Source organism: Candidatus Baltobacteraceae bacterium (assembly GCA_035502855.1).
Classification (GTDB): domain Bacteria; phylum Vulcanimicrobiota; class Vulcanimicrobiia; order Vulcanimicrobiales; family Vulcanimicrobiaceae; genus Aquilonibacter.
Map to the genome: position 1 here is coordinate 125,394 of DATJTX010000018.1, position 25,713 is coordinate 151,106.

The 25,713-nt window shown below is 63.6% G+C and carries 23 protein-coding genes; 17 read left to right on the plus strand and 6 right to left on the minus strand.

All coding sequences use genetic code 11. The features are described 5' to 3' along the window. Positions 1–2 precede the first annotated feature (2 nt). From VMF11_05410 to VMF11_05430, 5 genes are read left to right on the plus strand one after another with little or no spacing between them, the layout of a single operon-like run. Complete coding sequence (locus VMF11_05410) at positions 3–635, plus strand: sigma-70 family RNA polymerase sigma factor (protein ID HTU69739.1); 633 nt, start codon at positions 3–5, stop codon at positions 633–635. Beyond that, on the plus strand, positions 616–1,167 hold the full coding sequence (locus VMF11_05415) for a zf-HC2 domain-containing protein (GenBank protein ID HTU69740.1): 552 nt from the start codon (positions 616–618) through the stop codon (positions 1,165–1,167). Before VMF11_05410 ends, VMF11_05415 begins: the two co-directional genes overlap by 20 nt. Next, the gene (locus VMF11_05420) at positions 1,164–2,027 is read left to right on the plus strand and encodes a polymer-forming cytoskeletal protein (protein ID HTU69741.1); all 864 of its coding nucleotides are present in this window, start codon (positions 1,164–1,166) and stop codon (positions 2,025–2,027) included. The genes VMF11_05415 and VMF11_05420 overlap by 4 nt, the downstream gene beginning before the upstream one ends. Positions 2,028–2,039: 12 nt before the next feature. After that, a complete protein-coding gene (locus tag VMF11_05425; GenBank protein HTU69742.1) occupies positions 2,040–3,251 on the plus strand; it encodes a PLP-dependent aminotransferase family protein in 1,212 nt (403 codons plus the stop codon). A gap of 26 nt (positions 3,252–3,277) precedes the next feature. Next, positions 3,278–3,706, plus strand: a complete 429-nt coding sequence (locus VMF11_05430; protein HTU69743.1) for a hypothetical protein — start codon at positions 3,278–3,280, stop codon at positions 3,704–3,706. Positions 3,707–3,715: 9 nt separating this feature from the next. Here the strand turns inward: VMF11_05430 and murJ are convergent, their stop codons facing one another. From murJ to VMF11_05445, 3 genes are read right to left on the minus strand one after another with little or no spacing between them, the layout of a single operon-like run. Then, positions 3,716–5,317, minus strand: coding sequence for a murein biosynthesis integral membrane protein MurJ (gene murJ, locus VMF11_05435; protein ID HTU69744.1), 1,602 nt, complete (start codon positions 5,315–5,317; stop codon positions 3,716–3,718). Positions 5,318–5,330: 13 nt separating this feature from the next. After that, on the minus strand, positions 5,331–5,972 hold the full coding sequence (locus VMF11_05440) for a sugar transferase (protein HTU69745.1): 642 nt from the start codon (positions 5,970–5,972) through the stop codon (positions 5,331–5,333). A gap of 1 nt (position 5,973) precedes the next feature. Beyond that, positions 5,974–7,089, minus strand: a complete 1,116-nt coding sequence (locus tag VMF11_05445; GenBank protein HTU69746.1) for a phosphopentomutase — start codon at positions 7,087–7,089, stop codon at positions 5,974–5,976. A 157-nt stretch (positions 7,090–7,246) separates the two neighbouring features. On the opposite strand from VMF11_05445, the gene VMF11_05450 reads away from it, so the two are divergent. Together VMF11_05450 and VMF11_05455 are read left to right on the plus strand one after the other, a co-directional pair. Further along, positions 7,247–8,965, plus strand: a complete 1,719-nt coding sequence (locus VMF11_05450; protein ID HTU69747.1) for a hypothetical protein — start codon at positions 7,247–7,249, stop codon at positions 8,963–8,965. Next, entirely contained in the window at positions 8,965–9,777 is an 813-nt protein-coding gene (locus tag VMF11_05455; protein ID HTU69748.1) for a hypothetical protein, read from the plus strand. The genes VMF11_05450 and VMF11_05455 overlap by 1 nt, the downstream gene beginning before the upstream one ends. Before the next feature lie 15 nt (positions 9,778–9,792). Here the strand turns inward: VMF11_05455 and VMF11_05460 are convergent, their stop codons facing one another. Beyond that, on the minus strand, positions 9,793–10,392 hold the full coding sequence (locus tag VMF11_05460; protein HTU69749.1) for a hypothetical protein: 600 nt from the start codon (positions 10,390–10,392) through the stop codon (positions 9,793–9,795). Between the two features lie 40 nt (positions 10,393–10,432). On the opposite strand from VMF11_05460, the gene VMF11_05465 reads away from it, so the two are divergent. Further along, on the plus strand, positions 10,433–11,428 hold the full coding sequence (locus tag VMF11_05465) for a glycosyltransferase family 2 protein (GenBank protein ID HTU69750.1): 996 nt from the start codon (positions 10,433–10,435) through the stop codon (positions 11,426–11,428). Positions 11,429–11,458: 30 nt separating this feature from the next. Here VMF11_05465 and VMF11_05470 read toward each other — a convergent pair whose 3' ends face one another. Then, positions 11,459–12,709, minus strand: a complete 1,251-nt coding sequence (locus VMF11_05470) for a thymidine phosphorylase (protein HTU69751.1) — start codon at positions 12,707–12,709, stop codon at positions 11,459–11,461. 64 nt (positions 12,710–12,773) lie between these two features. Between VMF11_05470 and VMF11_05475 the strand changes: the two genes are divergently transcribed. Genes VMF11_05475 through VMF11_05500 form a run of 6 tightly spaced genes read left to right on the plus strand, consistent with a single transcriptional unit; the run spans position 12,774 to position 21,933 of the window. Next, complete coding sequence (locus VMF11_05475; protein HTU69752.1) at positions 12,774–14,024, plus strand: hypothetical protein; 1,251 nt, start codon at positions 12,774–12,776, stop codon at positions 14,022–14,024. Between the two features lie 7 nt (positions 14,025–14,031). Continuing rightward, positions 14,032–17,526, plus strand: a complete 3,495-nt coding sequence (gene mfd, locus VMF11_05480) for a transcription-repair coupling factor (protein HTU69753.1) — start codon at positions 14,032–14,034, stop codon at positions 17,524–17,526. Between the two features lie 17 nt (positions 17,527–17,543). Beyond that, positions 17,544–19,334, plus strand: a complete 1,791-nt coding sequence (locus tag VMF11_05485; protein HTU69754.1) for a SpoIIE family protein phosphatase — start codon at positions 17,544–17,546, stop codon at positions 19,332–19,334. Positions 19,335–19,357: 23 nt separating this feature from the next. After that, the gene (locus VMF11_05490) at positions 19,358–20,305 is read left to right on the plus strand and encodes a peptidylprolyl isomerase (protein ID HTU69755.1); all 948 of its coding nucleotides are present in this window, start codon (positions 19,358–19,360) and stop codon (positions 20,303–20,305) included. 57 nt (positions 20,306–20,362) lie between these two features. Then, a complete protein-coding gene (mazG, locus tag VMF11_05495; protein ID HTU69756.1) occupies positions 20,363–21,556 on the plus strand; it encodes a nucleoside triphosphate pyrophosphohydrolase in 1,194 nt (397 codons plus the stop codon). Continuing rightward, entirely contained in the window at positions 21,526–21,933 is a 408-nt protein-coding gene (locus VMF11_05500) for a hotdog domain-containing protein (GenBank protein ID HTU69757.1), read from the plus strand. Before mazG ends, VMF11_05500 begins: the two co-directional genes overlap by 31 nt. A 134-nt stretch (positions 21,934–22,067) precedes the next feature. Here VMF11_05500 and VMF11_05505 read toward each other — a convergent pair whose 3' ends face one another. Further along, on the minus strand, positions 22,068–23,459 hold the full coding sequence (locus tag VMF11_05505; protein HTU69758.1) for an MATE family efflux transporter: 1,392 nt from the start codon (positions 23,457–23,459) through the stop codon (positions 22,068–22,070). A gap of 90 nt (positions 23,460–23,549) precedes the next feature. Here VMF11_05505 and VMF11_05510 point away from each other — a divergent pair, with 90 nt between their 5' ends. The 3 genes from VMF11_05510 to gap are packed head-to-tail and all read left to right on the plus strand — an operon-like array spanning position 23,550 to position 25,713. Next, entirely contained in the window at positions 23,550–23,825 is a 276-nt protein-coding gene (locus tag VMF11_05510) for an RNA-binding S4 domain-containing protein (protein HTU69759.1), read from the plus strand. After that, complete coding sequence (whiA, locus tag VMF11_05515; protein HTU69760.1) at positions 23,816–24,670, plus strand: DNA-binding protein WhiA; 855 nt, start codon at positions 23,816–23,818, stop codon at positions 24,668–24,670. Before VMF11_05510 ends, whiA begins: the two co-directional genes overlap by 10 nt. Positions 24,671–24,699: 29 nt before the next feature. After that, positions 24,700–25,713 (plus strand): type I glyceraldehyde-3-phosphate dehydrogenase, encoded by a 1,014-nt coding sequence (gene gap, locus VMF11_05520; GenBank protein ID HTU69761.1) that lies wholly within the window; start codon positions 24,700–24,702, stop codon positions 25,711–25,713.

Below are 25,713 nucleotides of genomic sequence, written 5' to 3' on the forward strand. Positions count from 1 at the left end.
GGATGGCCATCGAGGCGCAGAGCGACGAAGCTCTGGTCCGGCGCATCCGCGACGGTGAACGCGATCTGTTCGCCGTGCTGGTCGACCGGTACAAGCGCGGAATCGCGAACTTCATCGGGGCGAGCGTCCGCAGCGCGCCGGATGTGTCGGACCTCTCGCAGGAGACGTTCTTGCGAGCATACGCGCATCTGGGCACCTTCAATCCGCAACTGGGTCGATTCTCGACCTGGATCTACCAGATCGCGCGCAACGTGGTGCGGACGCATTTGGGAAAATCACTGCGCCGTCCCGCCACGCAAGAGCTGCCCGAAGAGCAGACGCTCGAGAACGCCCTTCCCGACATATCCGAAGAATCGGATCCAGCCGGCGGCATCCTGCGCGCCGAGGCCGAGCGTGAATTGCGCGCGGCGCTCGCCGAGTTGCCCGAGCGCACGCGGACCGTGCTCGCGCTGCGCTATTTCGACAACATGGAGTACCACACCATCGCCAGCACGCTCGGTCTTTCGCTCGGAAACGTCAAGACGCTGATTCACCGCGGCAAGATCGCGCTGGCGCGCAAGATGGTCGAGCGCGACGCGCGCTCGCGGTCGTCCACACACGAGAAGGGAGGATTGCGTGCGCTGCTCCTCGTGTGAACTGCTGCTCGACCGTTACGTCGAAGGAACCCTGACGCCGCGTGAGATGGCGCGCGTCGGCACGCATCTGCGCGCCTGCTCGCACTGCGCATCATTGCTGGCCGAGCTGCGCGTCGTCGACGCACTGCTTGCAACGACGAAACCGGTGGAGCTTGCACCGAATTTTACGTTCGCTGTCATGGCCGAGGCCGCTTCCGTGCCGATACACGCAACCCGGCGGCTCTCGCTGTGGGCGGTATTGAGTTTCTATCTGATTGCAGCGTGGCTCGCGCTCAGCGGCATCTACGTGGTACTCGGCGATCGTCTTGCGCATCTTGGGACGCTGGGACGTCAGTTTGCGGAAAGCGGCTCCCAGGGGTTGGCGGCGGTGACGGCGACCGCCCAAAGCGTCAGCCCGGCGACGCCGCTCGTCGTCGGCGGTGTATTCGGCGTGCTCATGCTGGACGCCGCGCTCGCGGTCGTTGCCGTCTTCGCGTACCGGGCCGCGCGTTTCCGTCTGGCCGCACACCCATCCGGACCGGAGGTCGTATGAAATTTTCCACTGCCGCCTGGCTGCTCGGAGCGCTCGTCTTTACAGCTGCGCTTCTCTCGACCTCGCAGGCCGCGCTGGCGGACGCGAAAAGCGTGGATCACGGCGGAACGTATGTCGGCTCGGTCGTCGTCGAGCCGGGACAGACCGTTGAGGGCACGTTGAACGTGCTTTTCGGCAACGCGACGATCGAAGGCACCGTCGACGGCGACGTCAACGTCGTCGGCGGCGATATCGATGTCCACGGCGGCAACGTAACCGGTCAAACGCACGTCATCAGCAATGCGGTGACGCAAACGATCGTGCCGTGGGCACCGAGCGCCGAAAGCTACGGTAGTTATCAGCCCGATCATCGTATGTGGTGGCGGATCGCGTGGGACGTCGTCGCGCTGGTGATGTTCCTGATCTTTCCGCTGCGCTCGCGGATGGCGCTGGATCGGCTCGAACAGCATCCGGCGATGGCGACGCTCGGCGGACTCTGCGGCTTGGTCGCGGTCTTTCCGGTCTCGTTATTGCTGCTCTTCAGCATCATTCTGATTCCGCTGATTCCGGTGGAGTTCGTCCTGCTGGCTGCCGCCGTGTTCATCGGAAAGGCGGCTCTTGCACTGCTCGTCGGGCGCCGGTTCTACGAACTGCTGCAGCCCAAGTCGACGCCGGCCCCGCTGCTGGCGTTGATCATCGGCCTCGTGCTGCTCACGGCGGCCGAACTCGTGCCCGTTCTCGGGATCATGGTGACGCTGCTGATCATTCTCGTCGGGCTTGGGGCAGTGCTGCTGACGTTCGTTCCCGACTGGCACACCGTCGGGCCGTCCGGCACGCCGCCGCGCCCGGTCATAGGCGGACCCCCTATGCCCCTTGGGTAATATAGGCGGGCTATGACAACCCACATCTCACGCGCCGCGAAGTTCGCGCAGCGCACCTCCCGGCTCCGCGCGTCCACGATCCGTGAGATGTTGAAGGTCACCCAACAACCCGACATCATTTCATTCGGTGGGGGCCTCCCGGCCCCCGAATTATTCCCGACGCGCGAGATCGCCGAGTGCACGGCAGAGGTGATGGAATCCTACGGCGCGGCAGCGCTTCAGTACGGCGTCACCGAGGGCATTCCGGAGATGCGAACCTGGGTTGCCGACCGCCTCTCGGATCGCTTGCGCAAGCTCTTCGATCCGGCCGAAATCCTGATCGTCAATGGGTCGCAGCAAGGGCTCGATTTGATCGGCAAGATCTTTCTCGATCCCGGCGATCACGTGCTGCTCGAGCACCCCACCTACCTCGGCGCGATCCAGGCGTTCGACGCGTATCAAGCGCGTTATCTTGCGGTGGAGACCGATGAAGACGGCATCGTACCGCATTCGCTCGAACGGGTTCTCGAGCGCGCCGATCCCTTCCCGAAATTTCTGTACATCGTCCCGAACTTTCAGAATCCGACAGGCCGCACGCTCGCGGGTGACCGCCGCGAGGCCGTTGTTCGCATCTGCGAGCGCTTCGATCTTCCGATCGTCGAGGACGATCCGTACCGCGAGCTGCGTTTCGAGGGCGCCGATCTTCCCTCGCTGTCGTCGTTTACATCGACGGGTTGCGTGATCTACTCCGGGACCGGCAGCAAGATCATGGCGCCGGGGATGCGGGTGGCGTGGCTGGCGATCCCCGATCACGACGTGCGCGATAAGGTCGCGCTGGCCAAACAGGGAACCGACCTGCAGACCGGATCGCTGGCGCAATACGTCTTCCACCGTTACGTTTCCAAGGCGCAGGCGTTCGAAGAACACGTGGCAGAGATCGTGCGGACCTATCGCCGGCGCCGCGACGTGATGGTCGAGGCTCTACGCGAGCACATGCCGCCGGGAACGCACTTCAACCGCCCGAGCGGCGGGATGTTCTTATGGGCGAGCGTCGACGGGATGGATACGACCGAGCTGCTCAAGATTTCGTCACAGCAGAAGGTCGTGTTCGTTCCTGGGGTGAGCTTCTATCCCGATCGCGACGTGCACGACGGCATGCGCTTGAATTTCTCGAACGCCTCCGAGGAGAAAATCCGAGAAGGCATCGGACGCCTCGGTGCCGCAGTACGCGCTTTCAAATCGTAACTCGTCACAACGTTAAGGAGTATTTCGTGCCTGCTTTCGTGACCGGTATTGCCCCGACTCAGGACGTTGGCGAACTCGAAAAGCTGCTCGGAGGAATCGCGGGAGTCGATCGATCGAAGTTCGTCGTGATCACGAGCGCCGAACCGTCCGACGAGCACGATGATTCGTTCCTGCAGTTTGCCCATGTCGACGATGACGCTCTCATTCTGGACGGTGGCGGCACGCGCGTTCCCGATCTTGAAACGCATACGACGTCGCTGGGCTATCTCGGGCATCCGCACGTCGTTCACCACGTCGGAACGCTGCCGATTCCCGATGACGAAGCCGATAATTACAACGACGCCATCGAAAACGGGCGCACGGTGGTGGCCTATCCGGTCGACGGGAACGCGAGCGGCGTCGAAACCGCCTTCCACGGCGCCGGTCTTGCGCACGTAAAGACGTTCAGAGGTTAAGGAAGCTCCTTAGGCGATCGGAACGTCGCGGTTCTCCGGCGCGCTCTGCAGGTTGCGCTCGAATTTCGTCATGATCGCGCTCCAGGCAAGATCGAGCTCCTCCAGCCGAAGAATTCGCGCCATCGCGATGAAAACCGCACCGCCGACCGCGATCTGTCCGAAGAGAAATGACGCGCGGGTCATGAACGAGCTTTGCGGATGCACGCCAAGCGTTTGAATCCAGTGCAGCGCAGCGTACATCGCCACCGATGCGATCGTGACGCGTAGCGCCGAACGCGCCAGCGCCCACCAGTCGAAGCTTTGGACCAGTCGCGCGACGAGCGCCAAGAGCAAGACGGCTTGCAGAGTTTGACTCACCGAGTTGGCCAAGAGCAGGCCGCGGCCGCCGAGCGTCGGCAGCCACAACAGCGAGAGCACGATGTTGGCAAGGACGCTGATCATGGAGATCGCAACCGGAATCGCCACCTCTTGACACGCGAAACAGCAGCGCGTCAAGACGACGTTGGCGGAGAGCGCAACCAGCCCGACCGCGGCAAAGGGCATCAGGCTCGCGGTGAGATCGGTCGCCGCGGGACCGAACGTCCCACGCTGAAAGAGCGTCTGAACCATGGGATACGCCAGCGCGATCAGGGCGCAAACCGAGGGAATCGCGATGAACAGCACCAGGCGTAGTCCGGTGACGGCGCTCTCGGCCACCCCGCGACGGTTATTTCGGGCAAAATGTGCCGCCAGCAGCGGAAAAATCACGGTGGCGATTGCGGCGGCAAAAATCTGCTGCGGAAAATTCACCAGCTTCGTCACGTAGTTCATCCCGGAGATGTATCCGGTCGGCAGCGTCGAGGCGAAGAAACGGTCGAAAAAAAGCGCAAGCTGGCCGGCGACGCTGCCCACGATGATCGGACCGAGCAGCGACCACATCTTGCGCAAGCCCGGGTGCCGGAGATCGATCGTCAGACGGTAGCGCCCGATCGCGATGAAAGCCGGAACTTGCACCAGCAACTGCGCGATCAGCCCCCAAAACGTGCCCCAGACGAGGGCATAGATCCCAAGCTTGTGGTTGAACGCAATCACGCTACCGATGGTGACGACGTTGATGGCAATGCCGGTCATCGAAGCCGACCGGAACTTGTGGTACGCGTTCAGCATCGAAGAAAAGACGCCGCTCAAGCTGACCGCGATGATGCTGGGCATCAAGGCGCGGGTCATGTCGATGGTGGCGGCCAGCTGCTGCCCGTGGAATCCTCGTGCGATCAGCGGGACGTACAACGGCGCGGCCAACCAACCGACGATCGCGCACGCGGTAAGAATGATCGCCAGGACGTTGATGATCGTACTGCCGAGCGTCCAGGCCTCGTCTTCGCGACCGGTCGAAATATAATCCGAAAACGTCGGAACGAGCGCGCTCACCAACGCTCCGTTGAACACGCCGAACAAAATCGTCGGGATCGTCGCAGCGGCCAGGAACGTGTCCATCTGCCACTGCGTCCCGTAGAACCGCGCACTGACGACCTCTCGGGAAAATCCGAGAAGCGTCGAGGCGAATGTCGCCGCCATGACAAAGAGCGTCGACGCCGCGATCGAGCGATGCGAGACCGCCGGCGACGGCACCACACGAAGCTGCGGCTTAATGCGCGCCGTCCTTTCGCAACACCGCCGGTACGGTCTTGGCGATGATCGCGAGATCTCCCAGGGGCGTCCACCGGTCGACGTAGCGATTGTCCAGCTCCATCCAGTGCTCGAATGAAACGTCACTGCGGCCGTTGATCTGCCACAGGCACGTAACGCCCTGCGGCACGGTCAATCGGCGCTGGGCGAACGAATCGTATGCCTCAACCTCGCACGGCAGCGCCGGCCGGGGCCCGACGAGCGAGATATCCCCCAGCAGCACGTTGAGCAGATTCGGAAGTTCGTCGATACTGGTGCGCCGCAGGAAGCCGCCGAGCGGATGCAGCCGCGGATCTTTCCGGATCTTGAAGACCGGCCCGTCGACTTCGTTGAGATGCATCAACTGGGCGCGCAGCTCGTGCGCGTTCTTGACCATCGTCCGCAGCTTGAACATCTTGAAGCGGCGGCCATACTGACCGACCCGCTCCTGCGCGTACAGCGGCGAGCCGCCGGTCACGACGGCGATCGCGATCGAAGCGAGGATTACGATCGGCGCCGTCAAGATCAGCACCAGTAAGCCGACGATGACGTCGATCGCGCGTTTGTACGCCCACCACGACAGCGGAACCGAGCGCTCGGAAACTCGTACAGCGACTTGCACGCTAAACTCCAAAAGCCTCGAGCACCGTGCGGCCGACGAGGTCGAGCCCTTCCATCTCGCCGAGTACGGTGCCCGCATGCGGTCCGAGGTGGACGAAGGGCACGTACTCGCGGGTATGATCGCTGCCGGGCGCCGTCGGGTCGCAGCCGTGGTCGGCGGTAAAGACGACCTGATCGTCCGGTCTCATGAGTTCCTCGAGGCGCGGCAGGAGCGCGTCCAGCGCTTGCAGCGCGTCGGCATAGCCCCGCACGTCGCGCCGGTGTCCGTATTTCGAATCGAAGTCATTGAGGTTTGTGAAGATGAATCCATGATCGACCCGCTCGAGCAGTTCAAACGTCTTCTCCATAGCATCACGATTGTCGGTAACCCGCACCGACGAAGCGATTCCGTGCCCACAATAGATATCGCAAATTTTGCCGACCGCGTGAACCTCGACCCCGGCTTCGGCCAGTCGGTCCAAGACGGTCGGGGGCGGCGCAATGGCATAGTCGCGCCGGTTCGGCGTGCGGACGAAGGCCCCCGGGCGGCCAAGGAACGGCCGGGCTATGACCCGGTTGACGTTGTTCGGCTCAACCAGCATTTCGCGCGCCTCCTCACACCACCGATAGAGCACCGGCAAAGGAACGACCTCTTCGTGGGCAGCGATTTGAAAGACCGAATCGGCGGAGGTATAGAGGATCGGCCGGCCCGTGGCGAGATGTTCGGGACCGAGTTCGGCAATGATTTCGGTCCCGGACGCCGGGATGTTTCCAAGCGGCGGCTTGCCTGCAATCCGGGTAAACCCGTCGACGATCGCTTGCGGAAAGCCGTGCGGATACGTCGGAAAGGGGACCTCGGTAATTATTCCCGCCATTTCCCAATGGCCGGTGATCGTGTCTTTGCCGCGGCTGCGCTCGCGCAGCCGGCCAACGCGTGCCGCGGGACGTTCGACTGCGCTTACCCCGGCCATCGGCGTCAGGTGACCGAGTCCGTAGCGTTCGAACCAAGGAAGCACCAGTCCACCGGACCGGCGAGCGACGTTCCCGAGCGTATTGGCACCCGCCGCATCACCGTATTCGTTATAGTCCGGCAGCGCCCCGACACCGCCCGAATCCAAGACGATGGTAACAAATCGCATAAATTCCAATAGCCGCGTTTCGGCTTAGCGGAAACGCACTCTTGCTCCTTAGTATAGGAAAGAAAGCCCATCGAATACGTTACACAAGGATGAGAGTCGGCCGCTGCTACGAAAACGGGTAGGCTTGCGACACCTACCGATCCTTATTGCCGCCTTAATGGTGTTCGGTGCACTCGGAAACGCACGGGCGGCCACACCGGCGACGGTCATCCGGCTTCGCGCCGATCACATCGAGTTCTACTACGACCGGGACTTGGTCGAGGCCGATGGTCACGTGAAGGTGACGGCCAGCAACGGCATGACGATCACGGGCGACGCGTTCTCGATGGACCTGAAGCTCAATCGATTCCTCATTGCAAGCCACGTGCATCTGCGCAGTCGCGGCGGGAATCTCGACGGTGCGGCGATCGCCGACTTTCTCGACTTCAACCGCATCTATTTCGTACCGGTGATCAGCAAGCCGGATCGCTGGACCTACGAAAACAACGATTTCACCCATCCGCTCAAAGGGCGCCAGATGCCGGGCGACGTCTTCTATTTTCCCGACCTGAGCACTTCGCACGTCAGTCTCTCGGCGAAATCAGCCGTGATCCAAGCCAAGCAATACGTTCGCTTCGCGGACGTGAGGGCCAAATTCTTCGGCCAGGACGTACCGTTGCCGTCCTACTACGTCTACTTCGGCAGCAGTCAGGATCTGGAAGAGAACTCGCTCTCGGGCGCCAGCTTCGACGCGACCTGGAACGCAACGGGAAACGCCAACTCGATCAGCGCGCTGCACGTTCGGTATGACGAGTTCAATCGCGACTACCTTGGGTTCGAGCAGCATTTCGCCGGCAACCAGCAGCACGAATACGCCGTCTTCTCGGTGAGCCCATTCACCAAAGATGACCGGTACTGGAACCTGGTCACCGGCGAGCGGGTGGGCTCGAAGTTCGAGATCAACACGTTCACCCAACTCTACACCGACCAACATTTCTTAGCCGAGCCCAACGCGTCCGCGCAGACCACGTTCGTTACGATGACTCAAGCCTTTCACCGCTCATCGCTTCAGGTGTTCGGATTTCAGGAGAACTACAACCTGATTGGCCCGTCGGAGCCGTACAGTCCAAACCATCCGACCGAGTTCACGGCCACCGCGACGTCGTACAACAACAAGGTCTTCAAGACGCCGTTATATTTGCAGACATACGAGGGCATAGGCGCCAACCACGACTCGTACGGGTTGCAGGACTACGGCGGCGTCCTCTACCGGACGATCTGGAATCAAGACGTAGGCTTCACGCTCTCCCTTCCAAATGTCGAGATCGGCGATCGTAACAAGCACTACGATCTCTACTACCTCAATGCCGCGGTCAACTCACAGCGCCAGTGGTACTCCGTTCCGCATCACGTCAACTCGCAAAACTCGACGATCAGTCTCAGCCGCCAATTCTCGCGTTTCGTGAACAGCTATCTGAGCTTCAACGAGCAAAATACCAGCGATCTCTACCTGCAGGGCGGGTATGTATCGTCGGCTCCGCTGCTGCCCGACGGCACGCCGTTTACGCCCTTCGAGGCCTTTCACGGCGCCGCGTCGCTGCGAACCACGACGCTCGGCACGACGTATTCGGCCTCACCCAATCTCGTGACGACGATCGCCCTCACCCATCATCAAGACTTTCCGCCGGCCTTTCCCGGCCTGTACCCGCAGCCCCCGACGAACGCCATCGGGCAGTACATCTCCACGAATTATCTCGGCCAGCCGCCATGGCAGCTCTTTGGCGAGGTACGAGCGCGCATCGCTCCCCATCTCGTCGTCGACCTCCAGCGTGGATATTTCTTTCACTACGGGGCGCAGGTTTGGAGCCCGTCCTTCGTGGTACAGATCAGCGAGTGATGAACCTGCAATCTCGTCTGGCTGCAATACTTTGCGCGTTCATCCTCGTAGCCGCCGCCGCACCGGTGACGATCACCGGGCAATTGCTCGCCTATCAGGACGGCTACGTCTTTTTTACGACCGGCGATGGATTCCGTCTCGCTCCGAACGTCGTAATTCTCGACGAGCAGACGAAACAGCCGGCAAAGCACGCGCCGGAGCCGCGCGACTATGCACGCGCCGTATTCAACGCCGCGGGTGAGGTCGTGGAGATCGATCTTTCGAATAAGCCGTATCCGGTCTTGCCGTTGCCCGAAGCGGCACAAGCGTTTGCGGTGATGGCATCGACGCCGTATCCGAACCCCGAACTCGCGCCGCACGCACCGACCACGGCGAACGGCGTACCCGAGACGTTTACCGGAAAACTCGTGCTCGTGAAATTCGAGGTCCAGGTTCCGCCGACCACGCCGATCAACGCGCAGGTGTACATCGCGACCGACGTTTCGGGGTGGAATCCGCAAGCGATCGAGATGGATCGCATCGACGCGTTGCATTTCGTCGCGGTGCGCCGCATGGCGTCGGGAACGATCCTTCATTACCTGTACACGCGCGGAACGCTGCAAACCGAAGAAGTCGGCCCGAACGGTCTCTCACTCAAACCGCGCGAACTGATCGTCTACGACACCGATACGAATTCGACCAATAGCGTCGTGGACGCATGGGCAGATGCTAACACCAACAACCTGCTCTCGCAGCCGTCGGTCTTTCCGACGCCGTACAATCCCGCACCGTTCCCGAATCTGCCGAGAGGCACGCGCACGCCCGACCCCTAACGCCGCGCCGGCGTGCTATCGAATGCGGATCGGAACGGTGCGCACGACGGCGGTACCGGCGACGTTGCGGGCAATCACCGCCATGGTGTACGAGCGATGCAGAAAGAACGGGAGGTTCGGCACCACGTAGCGCAGCGCGAAGCGTCCTTCACCGACCTTCGGCACGGCAATGCTGTAGTAGCCGATCCGCGCCTCGACGCTTGCGACGTTCGACGAGGTGATGATCGAGCCGGTCACAGTCTCACCGCCGCGCAAGGTCGTCCGGTCGATATGCAACGCCACGATCTGCGGCGCAGCATCGGGCGGAAGTTGCGGCACGAGGTCGACCGTCGGCGCCGCGGTGGCGGCCGGAGTTTGCGTCGGCACCGCGGTTGGGACGATCGTCGGTAGTGCCGCCGGCGCAAGCGTCGCCGGCGGAGCGCTCGGCGGAAGGCTGGGCTGCGCGCTTGCCGCGATCGGTGTGGAGGTCACGCGAGCGACCGGCGCGGCCGGCGCCTTGACGGGCGGTGCAGGTGTCTGCGCCGGGGCTGCGACCGGCTCGGAGCGGTGTTGATCCGCCTGGCGGGCACAGCCGACGATCGCGACGGCCGCGATCGCGGCCAGCAGAGTTCGCATCTAGGTCCTATGGTAGCGGTATGTCGAAGGGCGGGCGGCCATGCAACTTCACGCGGATGCGGCGCCGACCCTGAGCATCGTCGTACCGCTGTACAACGAACAGGGAAATGTCGCGCCGCTGGTCGAGCGAATTGCCGACGTTCTCGCCCGGCTCCCGGGTTCTCCGAGCTACGAGATCGTCCTGGTCAACGACGGCAGCACCGATGCCACGCTTGCTCAGGTACGCGCCGAACTGACGCGCAGATCGCACGTCGTCGTCGTCAGTCTTTCTCGGAACTTCGGACATCAGATCGCCGCGTCCGCCGGCATCGATATTGCACGCGGTGATGCCGTGGTGCTGATGGACGGCGATCTCCAAGATCCGCCCGAACTGATCGCGCAATTCGTCGCCAAGTGGCGCGAAGGGTACGACGTCGTGTATGCGGTGCGTCGCACGCGCAAGGGAGAGAGCCCATTCAAGCTCTTCACCGCGCGTCTTTTTTATCGAACGATCAAGCGTTTGACCAAGGTCTCGATTCCGGTTGACACGGGCGATTTCCGGTTGATGAGCCGGCGGGTGGTGGAAGCGCTCAAGCGCTCACCGGAGCGGCACCGATTCTTGCGAGGCATGGTGAGTTGGGTCGGTTACAACCAGACCGGCGTCGAGTACGATCGCGACGAACGGCTGTCCGGGGTTACGAAATACCCGTTACCAAAAATGCTGCGCTTTGCGATCGACGGCATCACCTCGTTTTCCGACGTCCCGCTGCGATTCGCGTCCTACCTGGGATTCATCTCGAGCGCCATCGCGTTCGTCTACGCGTTGATGGTGATCGTCTTCAAACTATTCGGCCACAACGCGCCGTACTACACGCGCGGTTGGGCCTCCACGATCGTCGCCGTCCTCTTTCTCGGCGGCGTGCAATTGATCAGCCTCGGCATCCTCGGTGAATATATCGGGCGCATCTACGACGAAGCCAAAGGCCGCCCGCTCTATCTGATCGCGGATATAGAAACCTCGGCTCAGAACAGCACGAGCGAAGCCGTGCGACTTTAGACGGCAAAGCTTTAGCTTTGACGGACAAAGTCATATCGTAGCGTAAACCAGGGGGCGCGGTAACGGCAGCTCTTCGCCGATCGCGAAGGCGGGGAGAATCGCTTCCGGATCCGCGCCTTCGCCGAGGACGTCGGCGAGCGGCACGCCCGGCTCAACCCGATCGCCGACGCGCACGTGCAGCCGGATTCCGCCCACCGAGCTGTGCGCGGTGAGCGCGCGCGCAACATTTCCAAGCCTGACGGCATCGATCGAGGTGACGATCCCGCCGCCCGGTGCGCGCAGCGGCCGGACCCGCGGGTCCGGCGCAAGCGCTTCGAGCGCGGCGCGGCCCGCGCCCTGAGCTTGCACCATGTCGACGAATTTCTCGTAGGCGCTGCCGTTTTCGAGGGCGCGCAGCGCGCGCTCGCGCGGCGCGGCGACGCCCGCCAGTTCGAGCATCGCCGCCGCGATCTGGACGCAGCCTGCGCGCACGCGCTCGTCGCCCTCGCGCCCGCTGAGCACTTCGCGCGCCTCGATCGTTTCGATTCCGGTACCGATCGATCGGCCCAGCGGCTCGTTCATGTCGCTCACGATGGCGTACGCTCGGCGGCCGAATCGTTCGGAAACACCGACGAGCATGCGCGCCAGCGCCTTGGCCTGTTCAACGTCGCGCATGAACGCCGCCGTTCCGCATTTTACGTCGAAGACGAAGGCGTTCGCACCTGCGGCAACCTTCTTCGAGACGATCGACGCGGCGATGAGGCCGATGCTCGGTACCGTAGCGGTGTGATCGCGCAGGTGATAGAGGCGCTTGTCGGCCGGGACGAACGAATCGCTTTGCGCCGCAATCGCGCAGCCGACGCGCTCGACTTGACGGACGAACGCGTCCATCGACGGCGTAGCGTTGAAACCCGGGATCGCTTCGAGCTTGTCGATGGTGCCGCCGGTATGGCCGAGCGCGCGGCCCGACAGCTTGGCGACGTGGACCCCGCACGCGGCGACGAGCGGAACGGCCACGAGCGACACGATGTCGCTGACGCCGCCGCTGGAATGTTTATCGACGACGAACATTCCCGGCGGATAGAGGAGTGTTGCGCCGCTCTCCACCATCGCCCGGGTCAGCGCGGTCACCTCGTTTTCGTCGAGTCCGCGCCACACGCAGGCCATCGCAAACGCACCCATCTGCGCGTCGTCGACCTCGCCGACGAGGTACCCCTCGACGATATCGTGCCAAAGCGCCGGTTCGAGCTCCTCGCCATCACGCTTACGCTCGATGGCGCGGCGCATCCACGGTCCTTCCATGATTCGTCCTTCGCTGCGTGCATCGAGGAGACCCCGACCAATCGTAACGCGAAAGACCGATCGAGTGAAAACGATCGGCATCGCGTTCGCCTTTGCAGCCGGAACGATCGCGAGCAGGCTTCTCTTAGCGCGCGTTCCCTCGGGCTTTGCAACCGATCTCGCGCAGCCGCTTCCGGTCGCCACCGATTGGGGCGCGACCGGAGCCGTGTTTTGGCTCGTGCTCGCCGCCACGATCGCAGTCGCGTTCGTCGTGTACGCACTGCAGCTGCGCCGGCCGCTCTCGACCGGCGGCACGCTGCTCGCCGGCGCTCTCGCTTTGGTCGCGGGTTGGTTTTGGCTCCCGTTGTTCTCGAGCGACGTCTACGCCTATGGGGCGTACGGCGAGATGGCGCGAATCGGCTTGAACGCATACGCGCCCGCCGGCCGCAGCAGCGATACGTTAATTGCTGCCGCAAATTGGCAATGGCGCCCCGAAAATGTGCCAATTTGTGTCTACGGGCCGGCCTTCGTCGCGATCGCGCACGCGATTGCCGGCGCGCTGCGCGGATTCGGCGTGCTCGCCGTGCTCGACGGGTTCCGGATGCTCGCATGCGCGGCGCTGCTGCTAAGCGGGTACCTCGCTGCGCTGCTCGGCGGCGCGCGGGCCGCCGCGTTCATCGTCTGCAACCCGGTCGCGCTCTTCGCCGCCCTCGAGGGTCACAACGACACGCTCGCGCTCGCCGCGGTGCTGCTGGGCATCGTCATCGCGCGCCGCGCCCCGGCGCTCGGTGCGGCGGCCGTCGCGCTGGCCGCGTCGATCAAACTACCGGCGCTGGCCGCCTCGCTCGCCTTTGCGCTGGACCGAATTCTCGCCCGGCGTAACGCGCGCGCCGTGCTCGGCGGCACGATCGTCGGGATCGCGGCCGTCGTAACCGCATCGCGCGGACTCATCGGCGGCGTACGCTCCGGAATCGTCTCACATGGGCACTATCTGCCGCTGGCGTCGATCCAGGCACTCGGTCTCCCCGTCGCCGCGCTGGTGTGCGTCTTCGTGCTCGTGCGCGCGCGCAGCATGGGCACGCCGATCGACCGCTGGTGCACGATCGCGCTCGCCGCCTGGATCGCGATCCCGAATCCGTATCCGTGGTACGCGCTCTGGCTGTTGCCGCTCGCCGCCTTCGCGCACGACCGGCGGGCGCGTGTGACGGTGCTCGCGGTTACGAGCGCCGCCCTGCTTCGTTACCTACCCGACGCGGCTGGGCTGCCCTCCCCGCTGCTCTCGCTCGGCTATGGCGCCATCGCGGTAACTGCGTACGTGCCGCTCGTGTTACAATAAGCGCCCCGTGATCGCCCAAACGCCGAAAGTCCACGCTTCGAACGACGCGTTGCTGAACGTGCTCGCCGCCTCGTCGCGCGCGCTCGCGCCGGTCATCGACGCGCTGCGGACGGGCGCCGGCGTCTACGCTTGCCACGAAACCGTCGCAGCTGCGCGTCCCGCGTTGCTCGCCGCACTCTATCGTGCGCTCGAGCGGCCGATGCTGGTGATCGTGCCGACGCCGGACGTCGCCGAGCGCGCATTCGCCGACCTTCTGTATTACCTGAACGAAGAGGAACCGGATGAAGTCGCGCTGCTGCGTTCGCGTGACGAAGCACTGGGGGCGATCGAGAGTCCGTCCGAGCGCAGCGCGCGCATGACGCTGCTGGCCGATCTGGCGAACGGTGAACGGCGCATCGTGCTCGCACCGGTTGCCGCGCTGCGTCAGTATCTGATGCCGCGCGAGCTCTTCGAGCGCTTGCAGCTCGAGCTGCGGGTCGGCGACGAACCCGGCTGGGAAGCGCTGCAAGCGCGGCTCTTCGCACTGGGATACGCGCGCGCCGACGTCGTGAGCGCGGTCGGCGAGTACGCGGTGCGCGGCGGAATCATCGATCTGTTCTCGGCCAGCGAGGACGCGCCGGTGCGCATCGAGTTTTTCGGCGATACGATCGAGAGCATCCGCCCCTTCGATCTGGCGAGTCAACGCAGTGAGGGCGAGCGTTCGCGTGCGGTTGTCGTGCCGTGGAGTGAAATCCCGCGCGATCCCGTCTACCGCGCGCGCATTCTCGAGCGCTTCGACGGTCCGCCGTCCGTCCGCGCATCGCTCGCCGCGTACGTCGAAAGCGGAGGCGACCTGCCGGCTTCGTGGCTGCCGCTCGCTCACGATGAGCCGGCAACGCTGCTCGACTACCTGCGCCGGGACGCGATCGTCGTGCTCGACGAGCCGAGTATGCTCGCGACCATCGAGCGCGGACTCGAAGAGGAGCGTTCGCGCGAGCAGAGCGTGCTGCTCGCCGGTGTAGAGTCGGGCGAGTTCTCGGTGAGCGAGTCCGAAGTCGACGACGCGCTTCTGGCCGAGGTCGCCGCGCCGCATCCGCGGCTCGAATCGCTCGCCAAGGACGTGCGCACGCATCCCGTGCTGATTCTTCCGGGCGCGATCGAACGCAGCGACGGCCTGGATTGGGTCCCACGCGCCGGCGCATCGTTCGTGATCGATTGCCGTCCGGTCGAACACTTCAACCGGCAGATCGAGCTCTTCTCGAAGAGCGTTCGCGAGTGGGTCGCGGCCGGCGAATCGCTGCACATCGTCAGCAGCGCCGTCTCGCGTACCGCCGATCTGCTGCGGGCGGCCGGCATCACCGACGCGCGCGTCACCGTCGATCACGGTTCGATCGAAGCCGGATTCGCGCTGCCGGACCTCCGGCTGCGGGTGCTGGGCGATCGCGAGATCTTCGGCGCTCCTCCCAAACGCGTCAAACTTCGCGCGGTAAAAGAAGGCGTCCCCGTGACGCTGGCCGATATGCGCGTGGGCGATTACGTGGTGCACGCCGTGCACGGCATCGGTCAATATCTCGGGTTGCGCACCGAGACGATCTTGGGCGCGACCCAAGATTACCTCGATCTCGCCTATGCGGGGTCGGACCGGATGCTGGTCCCGGTCACCCAAATGCATCATGTCACCAAATACTCGGCGACCGAAGGCCAGTCGCCGCGCCTCTCAAAAATGGGCGGCGCGGATTGGGCCCGCGCGAAATCGCGGGTCAGCGAGTCACTCGCGAAGATCGCCGACGGTTTGGTCGCACTCTACGCCGAGCGCGAACTCAGCCGCGGCTACGCCTTCGGCGCCGACACTCCGTGGCAGGGCGAAATGGAAGAGGCCTTCCCGTACGACCCGACGCCCGATCAGCGCAAAGCGATCGAGGCCGTGAAGAGCGACATGGAGCGCGCCCAGCCGATGGACCGCCTCGTTTGCGGCGACGTCGGCTACGGCAAGACCGAAGTCGCGATGCGGGCCGCGTTCAAAGCCGTGGCGGAAGGTAAACAGGTGGCCGTCCTGGTTCCCACGACGCTCCTCGCGGATCAACACTATCGCAACTTCGGCGCCCGCTTCGCCGGCTTCCCGATGCGCATCGAAGAGCTTTCGCGCTTCAAGAGCAAAGCCCAGGCGCGCGCGATTCTCGCCGATCTCGCGCAGGGCAAGGTCGACGTGATCATCGGCACGCACCGCCTTCTGCAAAAGGACGTCGCCTTCGCGGATTTGGGGCTGATCGTCATCGATGAAGAGCAGCGATTCGGCGTGATGCACAAGGAGCGCCTCAAGGAATACAAGACGTCCGTCGACGTGCTAACGCTCTCGGCAACGCCGATTCCACGCACGCTGCACATGTCGCTCATGGGCGTTCGCGACCTCTCGCTGATTCAGACCGCGCCCAAGAATCGCATGTCGGTCAAGACGATGGTCGTGCCGACGAGCGATGCGATCGTGCAGCGCGCCATCACTGCCGAGCTCGATCGCGGCGGCCAAGTCTACTATCTGCACAACCGGGTCGAATCGATCTACGCCGTCCGCAATGCCCTGCAAACGCTCGTACCGCGCGCGCGCATCGCGATCGGTCATGGTCAGATGGGCGAGAGCGAACTCGAACCGGTGATGCAAGCCTTCATCGACGGCGAGGTTGACGTGCTGGTCGCCACGACGATCATCGAGAACGGCATCGACATTCCCAACGTCAACACGATGGTCGTCAGCGATGCCGACAAGTTCGGTCTCGCGCAGCTCTATCAGTTGCGCGGACGCGTCGGCCGTTCGAATCATCAGGCCTATTGCTACCTCCTCTACCAGGGCCACAAAGCGCTCACCGAAGAGGCCAAGGCGCGGCTCGAAGCGATTCGCGAGTTCACCCACCTGGGATCGGGCCTGCAAATCGCGATGCGCGATCTCGAGATTCGCGGAGCGGGCAACCTGCTCGGCTCGGCGCAATCCGGCTTCATCGGCTCGGTTGGTTTCGACACCTATTGCCAACTGCTCGCCGAAGCGATCGCAGAGCGGCGCGGCATGTCTCCTTCGCTCGACGACCGTCGCGAGGCGGTGATCGACGTCAAAGTCAGCGCGTTCATTCCGGACGATTACATTCCGCAAGTCTCGCAAAAGATCGCGGTTTATCAGCAGCTTGCCAAAGCCCGCTCGCAGGCCGAAGTCGAAGAGATCGCGGCGGGCGTGCGCGACCGGTTCGGCGTTTTTCCGTTGCCGCTCGAGCGCCTGGTCGAATTGACCAAGCTGCGCGCGGTTGCGCTGCAAAAACACGTAACACGCGTCGTGATCGACGAATCACGCCTCACCCTCGGCGTCGGTACCGGCTTTGAACTCGACCCTGCGACGATTCCGAAATTGCAATCGTTGACCAAGAATAGATTTCGTTTCGGCGAAGGCAAGATCGTGGTGGATTTGCCCACGGCGCCACCCGGTCAGACCGCCGAGGCGATCTGGATGCCCCTGCTGCGAAAGTTGCTCGAAGCGTTCTGAGAAGTACTCGTCAGTTGGTGCCGCTGCTCGCGGTGCTGCTCGCCGTCGTCATCATCGTCGTGCTCGCCGTAGGCACGATCCTCTCGGATCATGCCACCGACCTAGCGGTGGCGCGGTACGAGGCGCTGCACAAAGCCGATACCGCCAACCTGCGCGTGCTGCAAGAACAGATCGACGAGGAGACGGGTATCCGCGGCTACGCGTCCAGCGGCGATCGGGTTCTGCTCGCTCCCTATACGGCCGCCCATGCGGAGCTCGCCGGCGACTTCGCGCAGCTGCGCGAGGCCCTGATTCAAGCCGGCATGAGCTCGCTGCTCCCCCGTGTCGACGAAATGGCCTCGCTGAACCGAATCTGGGAAGCGAACGTCGCGGCGCCGACCCTGCGGTCATCCGACGTGCGCGCCACGGCTCAGTTCCAAATCGGCAGCAAGACGATCCTCGATCGCTTTCGCGTCGTGGACGGGGGCATGCAGCAAGCGCTGCTGGCGCAACTGCGCAGCGTGTTCCGCATGCTCACGGCGCGGATTCGCACGACGATCGTAACCTCGGCGTGGCTGATCGCACTGGCGTCCGTGATCGTTGCCGTCGTCGCCGTGATCGGGAGCCGGACACGCGTCCGCCTCGAGAAAGAAATTCGCCATAAGGAGGTGCTTGAAAGCGTCGCCGCGCAGCTGCGCACGCTGATCGAAGCCATTCCGGAAATCGTGTGGTTCGGAGACGAACCGGGAAGAGCAGCGTATTTCAATCAGCGCTGGTACGATTACACCGGACAGGACGAAGCTACCGCACTGAACGACGGATGGCTCGTCGCGCTCCACCCCGAGGACGCCGTCAAAGCCTTCGCGCTTTGGAAGGAAAGCGTGCGCACCGGTAAGCCCTACGAGATCGAGTATCGTTTGCGCGGCGCCGACGGAGAGTATCATTGGTTCTCCGGGCGCGCTCTCGCCGAACGCGACGCGGAAGGAGAGATCGTGCGCTGGCTCGGCACGTGCACCGACGTCGATGCCACCCATCAGCACCTCGAAGCTTTGCAACGCGTCGCCGACGCCTTTGCTCAAGCGCAATTGCCGCAATCGCTCCCGTCGAACACGCTGGTACATTTCGACGCAACGTACGTCCCGGCCGAAGATCTGGCCCAGGTCGGCGGCGACTGGTACGACGTCTTCTCACTCGATGCCGATCGCTTCTTTTTCTCGCTCGGCGACGTGACCGGCCACGGACTCCAAGCCGCGCTCACGATGAGCCGCGTGCGTCAAGCGTTCGTTGCCTTCGCTTCGGTCGCAAACGAGCCGGCCGCCATTCTCGAGCGCGCCAATCGCGTCTTGCGAATGCACGACGAGGGCATGGTGACCGCGCTCTGCGGCGTGTTCAACGCGCGCACCGGAGACCTCACCTACGCGTCAGCGGGCCATCCGCCGGCGATCCTGCTCGGCGCGAACGGTTCGCTGCGCGAGGTCACGAGCAGCGCTCCGCCGCTCGGCGTTTTAGACGGCATCGAGGTCGAGCAGGTGCATGAGCACCTCGGCGTCGGCGACCGCTTGATCTGCTATACGGACGGGATCGTCGAGAACGAACACGATTACGTCCGCGGCGAGATGCGCTTGCGGACCGTGCTCGGCCAGCTCACGCCTTTTGAGTTCGCCCGTCCCGCGCGGTCGATCCGGGAGCGGATCCTGGGCGGCCGGCGCGGCCGCGACGACGTGGCTCTCCTCGTCCTGAGCCGCCCCCGGCAAGGGGTCGGCTCGGCGCCGAACGAACCCCCAGGGCCGGCGGCGGAGTCCAAACGGCTCCGCTTTACTACGCACTGATTTCATCTGAATCTGGAGTGACCATGTCGAAACTCGACCGCGTCGTCGCGGGTCTGGCCGCAATGCTCTTGGCCGCGTCTTTGAGCGCCTGCGCGGGCGGCGGCGCAATCGCAACCGTGAACGGGCAGCAGATCAGCAAGGCGGACTTCGACGCCAAACTCGAGGCAAGCCCGGTCGCGGCGTCGACGCTCCAGCAGATGGTGCGCGAGATTCTGTTGCGACAGTACGCGCAGAAGAACAACATCAACGTCACCGACGCGGAAATCACGCAGCGCGAAGATCAACTCAAAACCAACTTTCCTCCGGGACAGTGGGACGAGATGCTCAAGTCGCGCGGCTTGACGGAAGACGACGTGCACAAGATCCTGACCGATCAAATCATCATCGATCAGGCCGTCGGCAAGAACGTGAACGTTTCGAATGCGGCGATAGAGGCCTATTTCAAGAAGAATCACGCCGCCTTCGACGTCCCGGCCGAAGTCGACGCGCGTCACATCCTCGTTGCCGATCTCACGACCGCAAATAAGGTCGAAGCCGATCTGAAGAAAGGCGCAAACTTCGCAACCGAGGCGGAGAAGTATTCGATCGATCCCGGAAGCCGGGACAAGGGCGGAGAACTAGGCATGTTCCGCCGCGGACAGATGACGCCGGCGTTCGACAAAGCCGCGTTCTCGCTCCCCGTCGGTCAAATCAGCACGCCGGTGAAATCACCGTTCGGCTACCATATCATCCAGGTCGAGAAGCGTATCCCGGGCCAGGTCGCGACGCTCGCGAACACGCGCGGTAAGATTGCCGACATGCTGCGCGAGCAGCAGGAAGCGCCGCTGATTCAGCCGTTCCTGATGGACTTGCAGAACAAGGCCCAGATCACGGTGAGCGATCCGCGCTTTGCCGCGGCGTTCCCGACGCCCGAACCGACCCCGCCCGCGCAGGCGCCGGTCGCCACGCCTGCTGCCTCGTCGTCACCGTAAGCCGCAAGAAGGGCCCCGAACGGGGCCCTTCGCTTTTTCGCGAACTGCACGCTCCACATGCTGGTTCGCATCGTGGGCCTAGGCCCCGGAGATCCCGGATACCTGACGGTCGGAAGCCTGGACGCGTTGCGCGCGTGCGCGCGCGCCGCCGCGCTGCCGGCGCCGCCTGACCTGGTGCGCGCGCTCGATGCCCACGGCGTCGCGATCGACCGCTCGCTGATCCACGATCCGGGCGCGCTCGCGTACGGCAGCCCCGAGGCGATCGCACGTTTTCTGGAAGCCCTGGACGGACTCGCGATCGCGACGTTCGGGCTCGGGGTTCTCGGCAACCCGCTCTCCGACTTTCCGGGTCTCCCGCCGCTTCTACGCGCGCTCGAGGGCCAAGGACATGCGACCCACATCACGCCCGGAATGCCGCACGAAACGCTTTCGGCCGCGATCGCGATGCCGCTCGTGCCGCTCCCACCGCAATCGCAGCACTACACCTGGGACGGTCTGATCGAGATCATGGCGCGGCTGCGCGACGGCTGCCCGTGGGATCGCGAACAAACGCACCGCACGCTCGTGCCGTATCTGATCGAGGAGACGTACGAAGTCGTGGAGGCGATCGAAGGCGAGGATTCCGCATCGCTCTGCGAAGAGCTGGGCGATCTCTTGCTGCAGATCGTCTTCCATTCGCAGCTCGGCGCGGAAACCGGAAAATTCACCGTCGCCGACGTGGTTGACGCGCTCTCGAACAAGATGGTTCGGCGTCATCCCCACGTCTTCGGCGATGCGGTGATCGAAGACGTCGATTCGCAGTGGCGCAGTTGGGAGAAGCTCAAGGCGCAAGAGGCCACCGGACAAAAACGCAAGAGCCGGCTGGAAGGCATTCCCAAAGCGCTCGGCGCGCTGCAACGTGGTCAGCGGATGCAAGAGAAGGCTTCGCGCGTCGGGTTCGACTGGCCAAACGTCGGCGGCGTGCTCGACAAGCTGCACGAGGAGTTGAGCGAACTCGCGCAAGCACGACGCTTGGCCCAAGACGATCCGCACGTCCGCGAGGAGCTGGGCGACGTGCTCTTCACGGTTGTGAATCTGGCACGCTCGCTCGGCATCGACGCCGAAGCCGCGATGCGCGAAGCCAACGAGAAGTTCTATCGGCGCTTCACCTTCATGGAAGAACGCGCCGCCGCGAACGGCAAGACGCTCTCCGATCTCTCGCTCGACGAACTCGAGGAATTGTGGCAACTGGCGAAGACGCAAGCAGCGTAACCGCGCTCATCCGGGTCCGGATGAGCGCGCACGACGCGCACTACGGCGGCAATCTGGTCGACGGCGCGCGCATGTTGGGCCTCTTCGGCGACGTCGCGACCGAGCTGTTGATCCGCTTGGACGGCGACGAGGGGCTCTTCGTCGCCTACGATCGCGTCGAGTTTCTCGCGCCGGTCTATGCGGGCGACTACATCGAGGCGCGCGGCCGCATCACCCGCGTCGGCACGACCTCGCGCGCGATGGAGTTCGAGGCGCGCAAGGTGATCGCGGTGCGCGCCGACGCCGGCGACAGCGCCGCGGATTTTTTGGACGAACCGGCCGTCGTCTGCCGCGCGAGCGGCACCTGCGTCACGCCGAAAGCGAAGAAACGCAAATAAGGGAACCGCCCACCGCTCGCCTTCGGCTCGCACCTGCGGGTGACGGAACAACGGTCATCCTGAGGTGCACGAGCGCGCAGCGCGAGTGCCTCGAAGGGCGCGGGAGCGGTTTTGCGAGCAATGGCGTGATGGGTCTACACGAGCCGTTCGTGCGTTTTCTTCTTCCAGAAGAATTCGTAGTACGTGAATTGGGCGCAGAGCATGAAGCAGTAGTAGGCGGGATAACCGACCCACACGCCCGGCAACCCGAAATGCTTCATGCAGAAGTACGCGACCGGGACTTCGAGCAGCCAGATCCCGATCAGCCCGTTGATCGTCGGCACGAGCACGGTGCCGCTGCTGCGCATCACGCCGCTGATAACCGCGCTGTTGCCGAAAACGAGGTACGACCAGAGCGTGATCATCAGCAGCTCGTGGGCGATCCGTACCGTAGGCGCGTCGGTGATGAACAACTGGAGCAGCTGCGTCGCGAGCAAATAGCAGAGCGTGACCAAGATGCCGCCGACCAGGTAGTTCAACGCTACCGCCGAGCGAATCACGCTGCCGAGCTTGTCCTCGCGGCGAGCGCCGATGCACTGCGCACCGAAGATCGAGGCCGCGATGCCGATCGAGATCGCCGGGAACTGCACGTAGTTCACGATCTGGTTGACCGCTCCATACGCGGCGGTGGCGCGCGGGCCGTAGTGGTTGACGAAGCTGATGATCGCAATCTCCGCGAGCGAAACCATGATGACCTGAATGCCGGTCGCGACGCCGATCCGGATCACGTTCCACAAGATCATCAGATTGGGGACCATGTCTTGCGCCATCTCGAGGTCGAACGCCAGCGGGCTCTTCCGCCGCGCGAGCAAGAACAAGAGACCGATGAGTCCGACGAGGTTGGCGATCATGGCGGAGACCGCGGCGCTGACCACGCCGAGGTGTGGAAGCCCGAACCAACCTTGGATGAACGCCGGCGTGAAGAACACCGCCAGCACCGAGCTCACGATCAAGAAGTACAGCGGCGTCTGCGAATCGCCGACGCCGCGCAAAAACGTCGTATACACGAGATAAGGAAAGATGATCGGGGCCGTGAGAAAAATGACCCGCGTGTACGCGTCGGACTGGGCTAGAATCGCCGCCGGCGTTCCGAGCGCCTGCAGCATCCACGGCGAGACCAGCGTGCCGAACACCGCGACGAATACGGCAAAGATCATCGTCGCGCCGAGCACGGTGCCGGCCACCTTCTTCACGCGGTGTTCGTCGTGTGCGCCGTGCGCCTGGCCGATCAGGACGGTGCTGCCGCTTGCGATGCCGATCAGAAACGAAAAGAGCAGAAAGACGACGGGGAAGACGGCGGAGACGGCGGCAAGCGCATCGACACCGATCATCCGCCCCAGGAAGATCGATGCAAACGTCTGCGAAGCCGATTGCAGAATATTGCTGATCATCAACGGAATGAGGAAGACCAGCATGATCTGCCACATCGGCTTCGACTCGTCGAAGATATTCACACCCATTCGCCGGGCCGGGCTCGCTTGCGCCATACGCTCTTCCCCTCTCGGCGCGCGGCGCGCAAACTCCCGCCCGGATTGTTTGTTTCTTAATCCGCTCGTGCTATGCTGAGGGATCGATCGATGCGGTTGGATAAATTTATGAAGGTGGCGCGCCTCTCCAAGCGCCGCAGTGAGGCGCACGAAGCGCTCGAGCACGGACGTATAACCAAAGATGGTCGGCCGCTCAAGCCCGCGTACGAAGTCAAACCGGGCGACGTACTCGAGATTCATTACGCGACGCGGTACGTCACCGTGCGCGTTCGTGAAGTTCCGCTGCGGGTTACGCCGGGGGTGAAGCCGGCGCAGCTCTACGAGATCGTCGATACGCGTAAAGACGACCCGGCCGAATGGGTGTAGGCGCCGATAGCAAGGATGCGCTCGCGCGCGAGATGCCGCCCACAGCGCACTGCCGCGGCGCGCTCGCTACCGGACTCGCGCTATACGGTTCAGCCGGCTCGCACACATTCGTCACCCACCGCAATTCGATCGCGCGCCTCTTCTGGTCATTGCTCGACGATCGCAAATCGCATCCGATCGAAACGCGAGCAGCGACACGGCTCGCGCGCCTGCCGACCTTCGCGATCACGCTGCCGGCGGCGCTGCGTGAAGCGCCGCCGAAGCCCACGCTCAAGTGCGATCGCTTGATGGAGATTCGCGCCGCGTTTCTTGCGTGCGGGTCGCTCGCTGCCGGCGCGCATGGTTACCATCTCGAGTTCGTCGTCCCGAACCACGACTTGGCCGATCGCCTGGTTTGGATGCTGCGCAGCACGGGCCGCGCGCCGAAGCGCACGATGCGCAAACGGCGCGAGGTTCTCTACTACAAAGACTTCGAAGCGATCGTCGACGTGCTCACGATTATCGGCGCGTTCGGGGCCGTGCTGCACCTCGAAGACGTGCGCGCGCTGCGCGAGACCAAGAACCGCATCCACCGTCTGGTCAACACCGAGGCCGCCAACCTCGAGCGCGCGGCAGCGGCGGCCGCCGCGCAGCGCCGCACGATCGAATACCTCGAAAGCGCCTACGGGCTCGGCGAGCTTTCGCCGCCGCTGCGCGAGATCGCGGAACTGCGCATGGCTCATCCCGATGAATCGCTGGCCGAACTCGGAGCACGCTGCAATCCCCCCATCGCCAAGCCCACGGTCTCGAGCCGCCTGAGTGCCCTCAGCCGGCTCGCCGCTCGCCTGCGCAGCGGCAGGGCCTAACGAACCACGCCCGGTACTTGCTCCGGGCCATGCGAATCGGAATCAACGGCTTCGGCCGCATCGGACGGAATTTTGCCAAGGCGCTGCTCGAGCGCCATCCCGGGGTGGAGATCGTCGCCGTCAACGATCTCACCAGTGCCGCGGAGTGCGCGCATCTCTTCAAGTACGACAGCAACTACGGCACCTATGCGGGTGAGGTTTCCGCCCAGAGCGACGCCGTCGTGATCGACGGCAAGCGCATCAAGGTGCTGGCCGAACGCGATCCGGGCAAGCTTCCGTGGAAAGACCTCGGCGTCGACGTCGTGATCGAATCGACCGGTCTTTTCACCGACGCAGAGAAGGCCCGTGCGCACATCGCCGGCGGCGGCGCCAAGAAAGTCATCATCTCCGCGCCGGCCAAAGGCGAAGACGTGACGCTGGTGCTCGGCGTCAACGAGAACATGTACGATCCCGAGAAGCACAACGTGATCTCGAACGCGTCGTGTACGACGAATTGCCTTGCGACCGCGGTGAAGCCGCTGGTCGACCACCTCGGGTGGGTCAAGGGTTTCATGACCACCATTCACTCGTATACGAACGATCAGAACATCCTCGACGCGCCGCACAAGGACATTCGGCGCGCTCGCAATGCTGCGACCAACATCATCCCAACCAGTTCGGGCGCGGCCAAGGCGCTCTATCTGACGATTCCGGAAGTCAAAGGCAGCTTCGACGGCTTCGCCTTACGCGTGCCGACGCCGACGGTTTCGATCGTCTACCTCGTCGCACAAGTCAAAAAAGCCACGACGCGCGACGAGGTCAACGCGATCATGCGCGCCGACGCCGAAGGTCCGCTCAAGAAATACGTGCAGTACACCGAGGAAGAACTCGTCTCCTACGATTTCAAACGTTCTCCGTACAGCTCGATCATCGACTCGAAGCTGACGCAAGCGATCGGCGATCTGGTGCAAATCTGCGCGTGGTACGACAACGAGTGGGGGTACTCGTGCCGTCTGGCCGATCTCACCGCGATGATCCTGGACAAATTGCCGAGCAAGGTTTAG

What these genes read in the sequence shown, in the direction of transcription:
- mazG (HTU69756.1), top strand. Translation starts at nt 20,363, where the DNA reads ATGCTGGTTCGCATCGTGGGCCTAGGCCCCGGAGATCCCGGATACCTG.
- VMF11_05455 (HTU69748.1), top strand. Translation starts at nt 8,965, where the DNA reads ATGAACCTGCAATCTCGTCTGGCTGCAATACTTTGCGCGTTCATCCTC.
- VMF11_05410 (HTU69739.1), top strand. Translation starts at nt 3, where the DNA reads ATGGCCATCGAGGCGCAGAGCGACGAAGCTCTGGTCCGGCGCATCCGC.
- VMF11_05510 (HTU69759.1), top strand. Translation starts at nt 23,550, where the DNA reads ATGCGGTTGGATAAATTTATGAAGGTGGCGCGCCTCTCCAAGCGCCGC.
- gap (HTU69761.1), top strand. Translation starts at nt 24,700, where the DNA reads ATGCGAATCGGAATCAACGGCTTCGGCCGCATCGGACGGAATTTTGCC.
- VMF11_05465 (HTU69750.1), top strand. Translation starts at nt 10,433, where the DNA reads ATGCAACTTCACGCGGATGCGGCGCCGACCCTGAGCATCGTCGTACCG.
- VMF11_05505 (HTU69758.1), bottom strand. Translation starts at nt 23,459, where the DNA reads ATGGCGCAAGCGAGCCCGGCCCGGCGAATGGGTGTGAATATCTTCGAC.
- whiA (HTU69760.1), top strand. Translation starts at nt 23,816, where the DNA reads ATGGGTGTAGGCGCCGATAGCAAGGATGCGCTCGCGCGCGAGATGCCG.
- VMF11_05490 (HTU69755.1), top strand. Translation starts at nt 19,358, where the DNA reads ATGTCGAAACTCGACCGCGTCGTCGCGGGTCTGGCCGCAATGCTCTTG.
- VMF11_05425 (HTU69742.1), top strand. Translation starts at nt 2,040, where the DNA reads ATGACAACCCACATCTCACGCGCCGCGAAGTTCGCGCAGCGCACCTCC.
- VMF11_05420 (HTU69741.1), top strand. Translation starts at nt 1,164, where the DNA reads ATGAAATTTTCCACTGCCGCCTGGCTGCTCGGAGCGCTCGTCTTTACA.
- VMF11_05460 (HTU69749.1), bottom strand. Translation starts at nt 10,392, where the DNA reads ATGCGAACTCTGCTGGCCGCGATCGCGGCCGTCGCGATCGTCGGCTGT.
- VMF11_05470 (HTU69751.1), bottom strand. Translation starts at nt 12,709, where the DNA reads ATGGAAGGACCGTGGATGCGCCGCGCCATCGAGCGTAAGCGTGATGGC.
- VMF11_05450 (HTU69747.1), top strand. Translation starts at nt 7,247, where the DNA reads ATGGTGTTCGGTGCACTCGGAAACGCACGGGCGGCCACACCGGCGACG.
- VMF11_05445 (HTU69746.1), bottom strand. Translation starts at nt 7,089, where the DNA reads ATGCGATTTGTTACCATCGTCTTGGATTCGGGCGGTGTCGGGGCGCTG.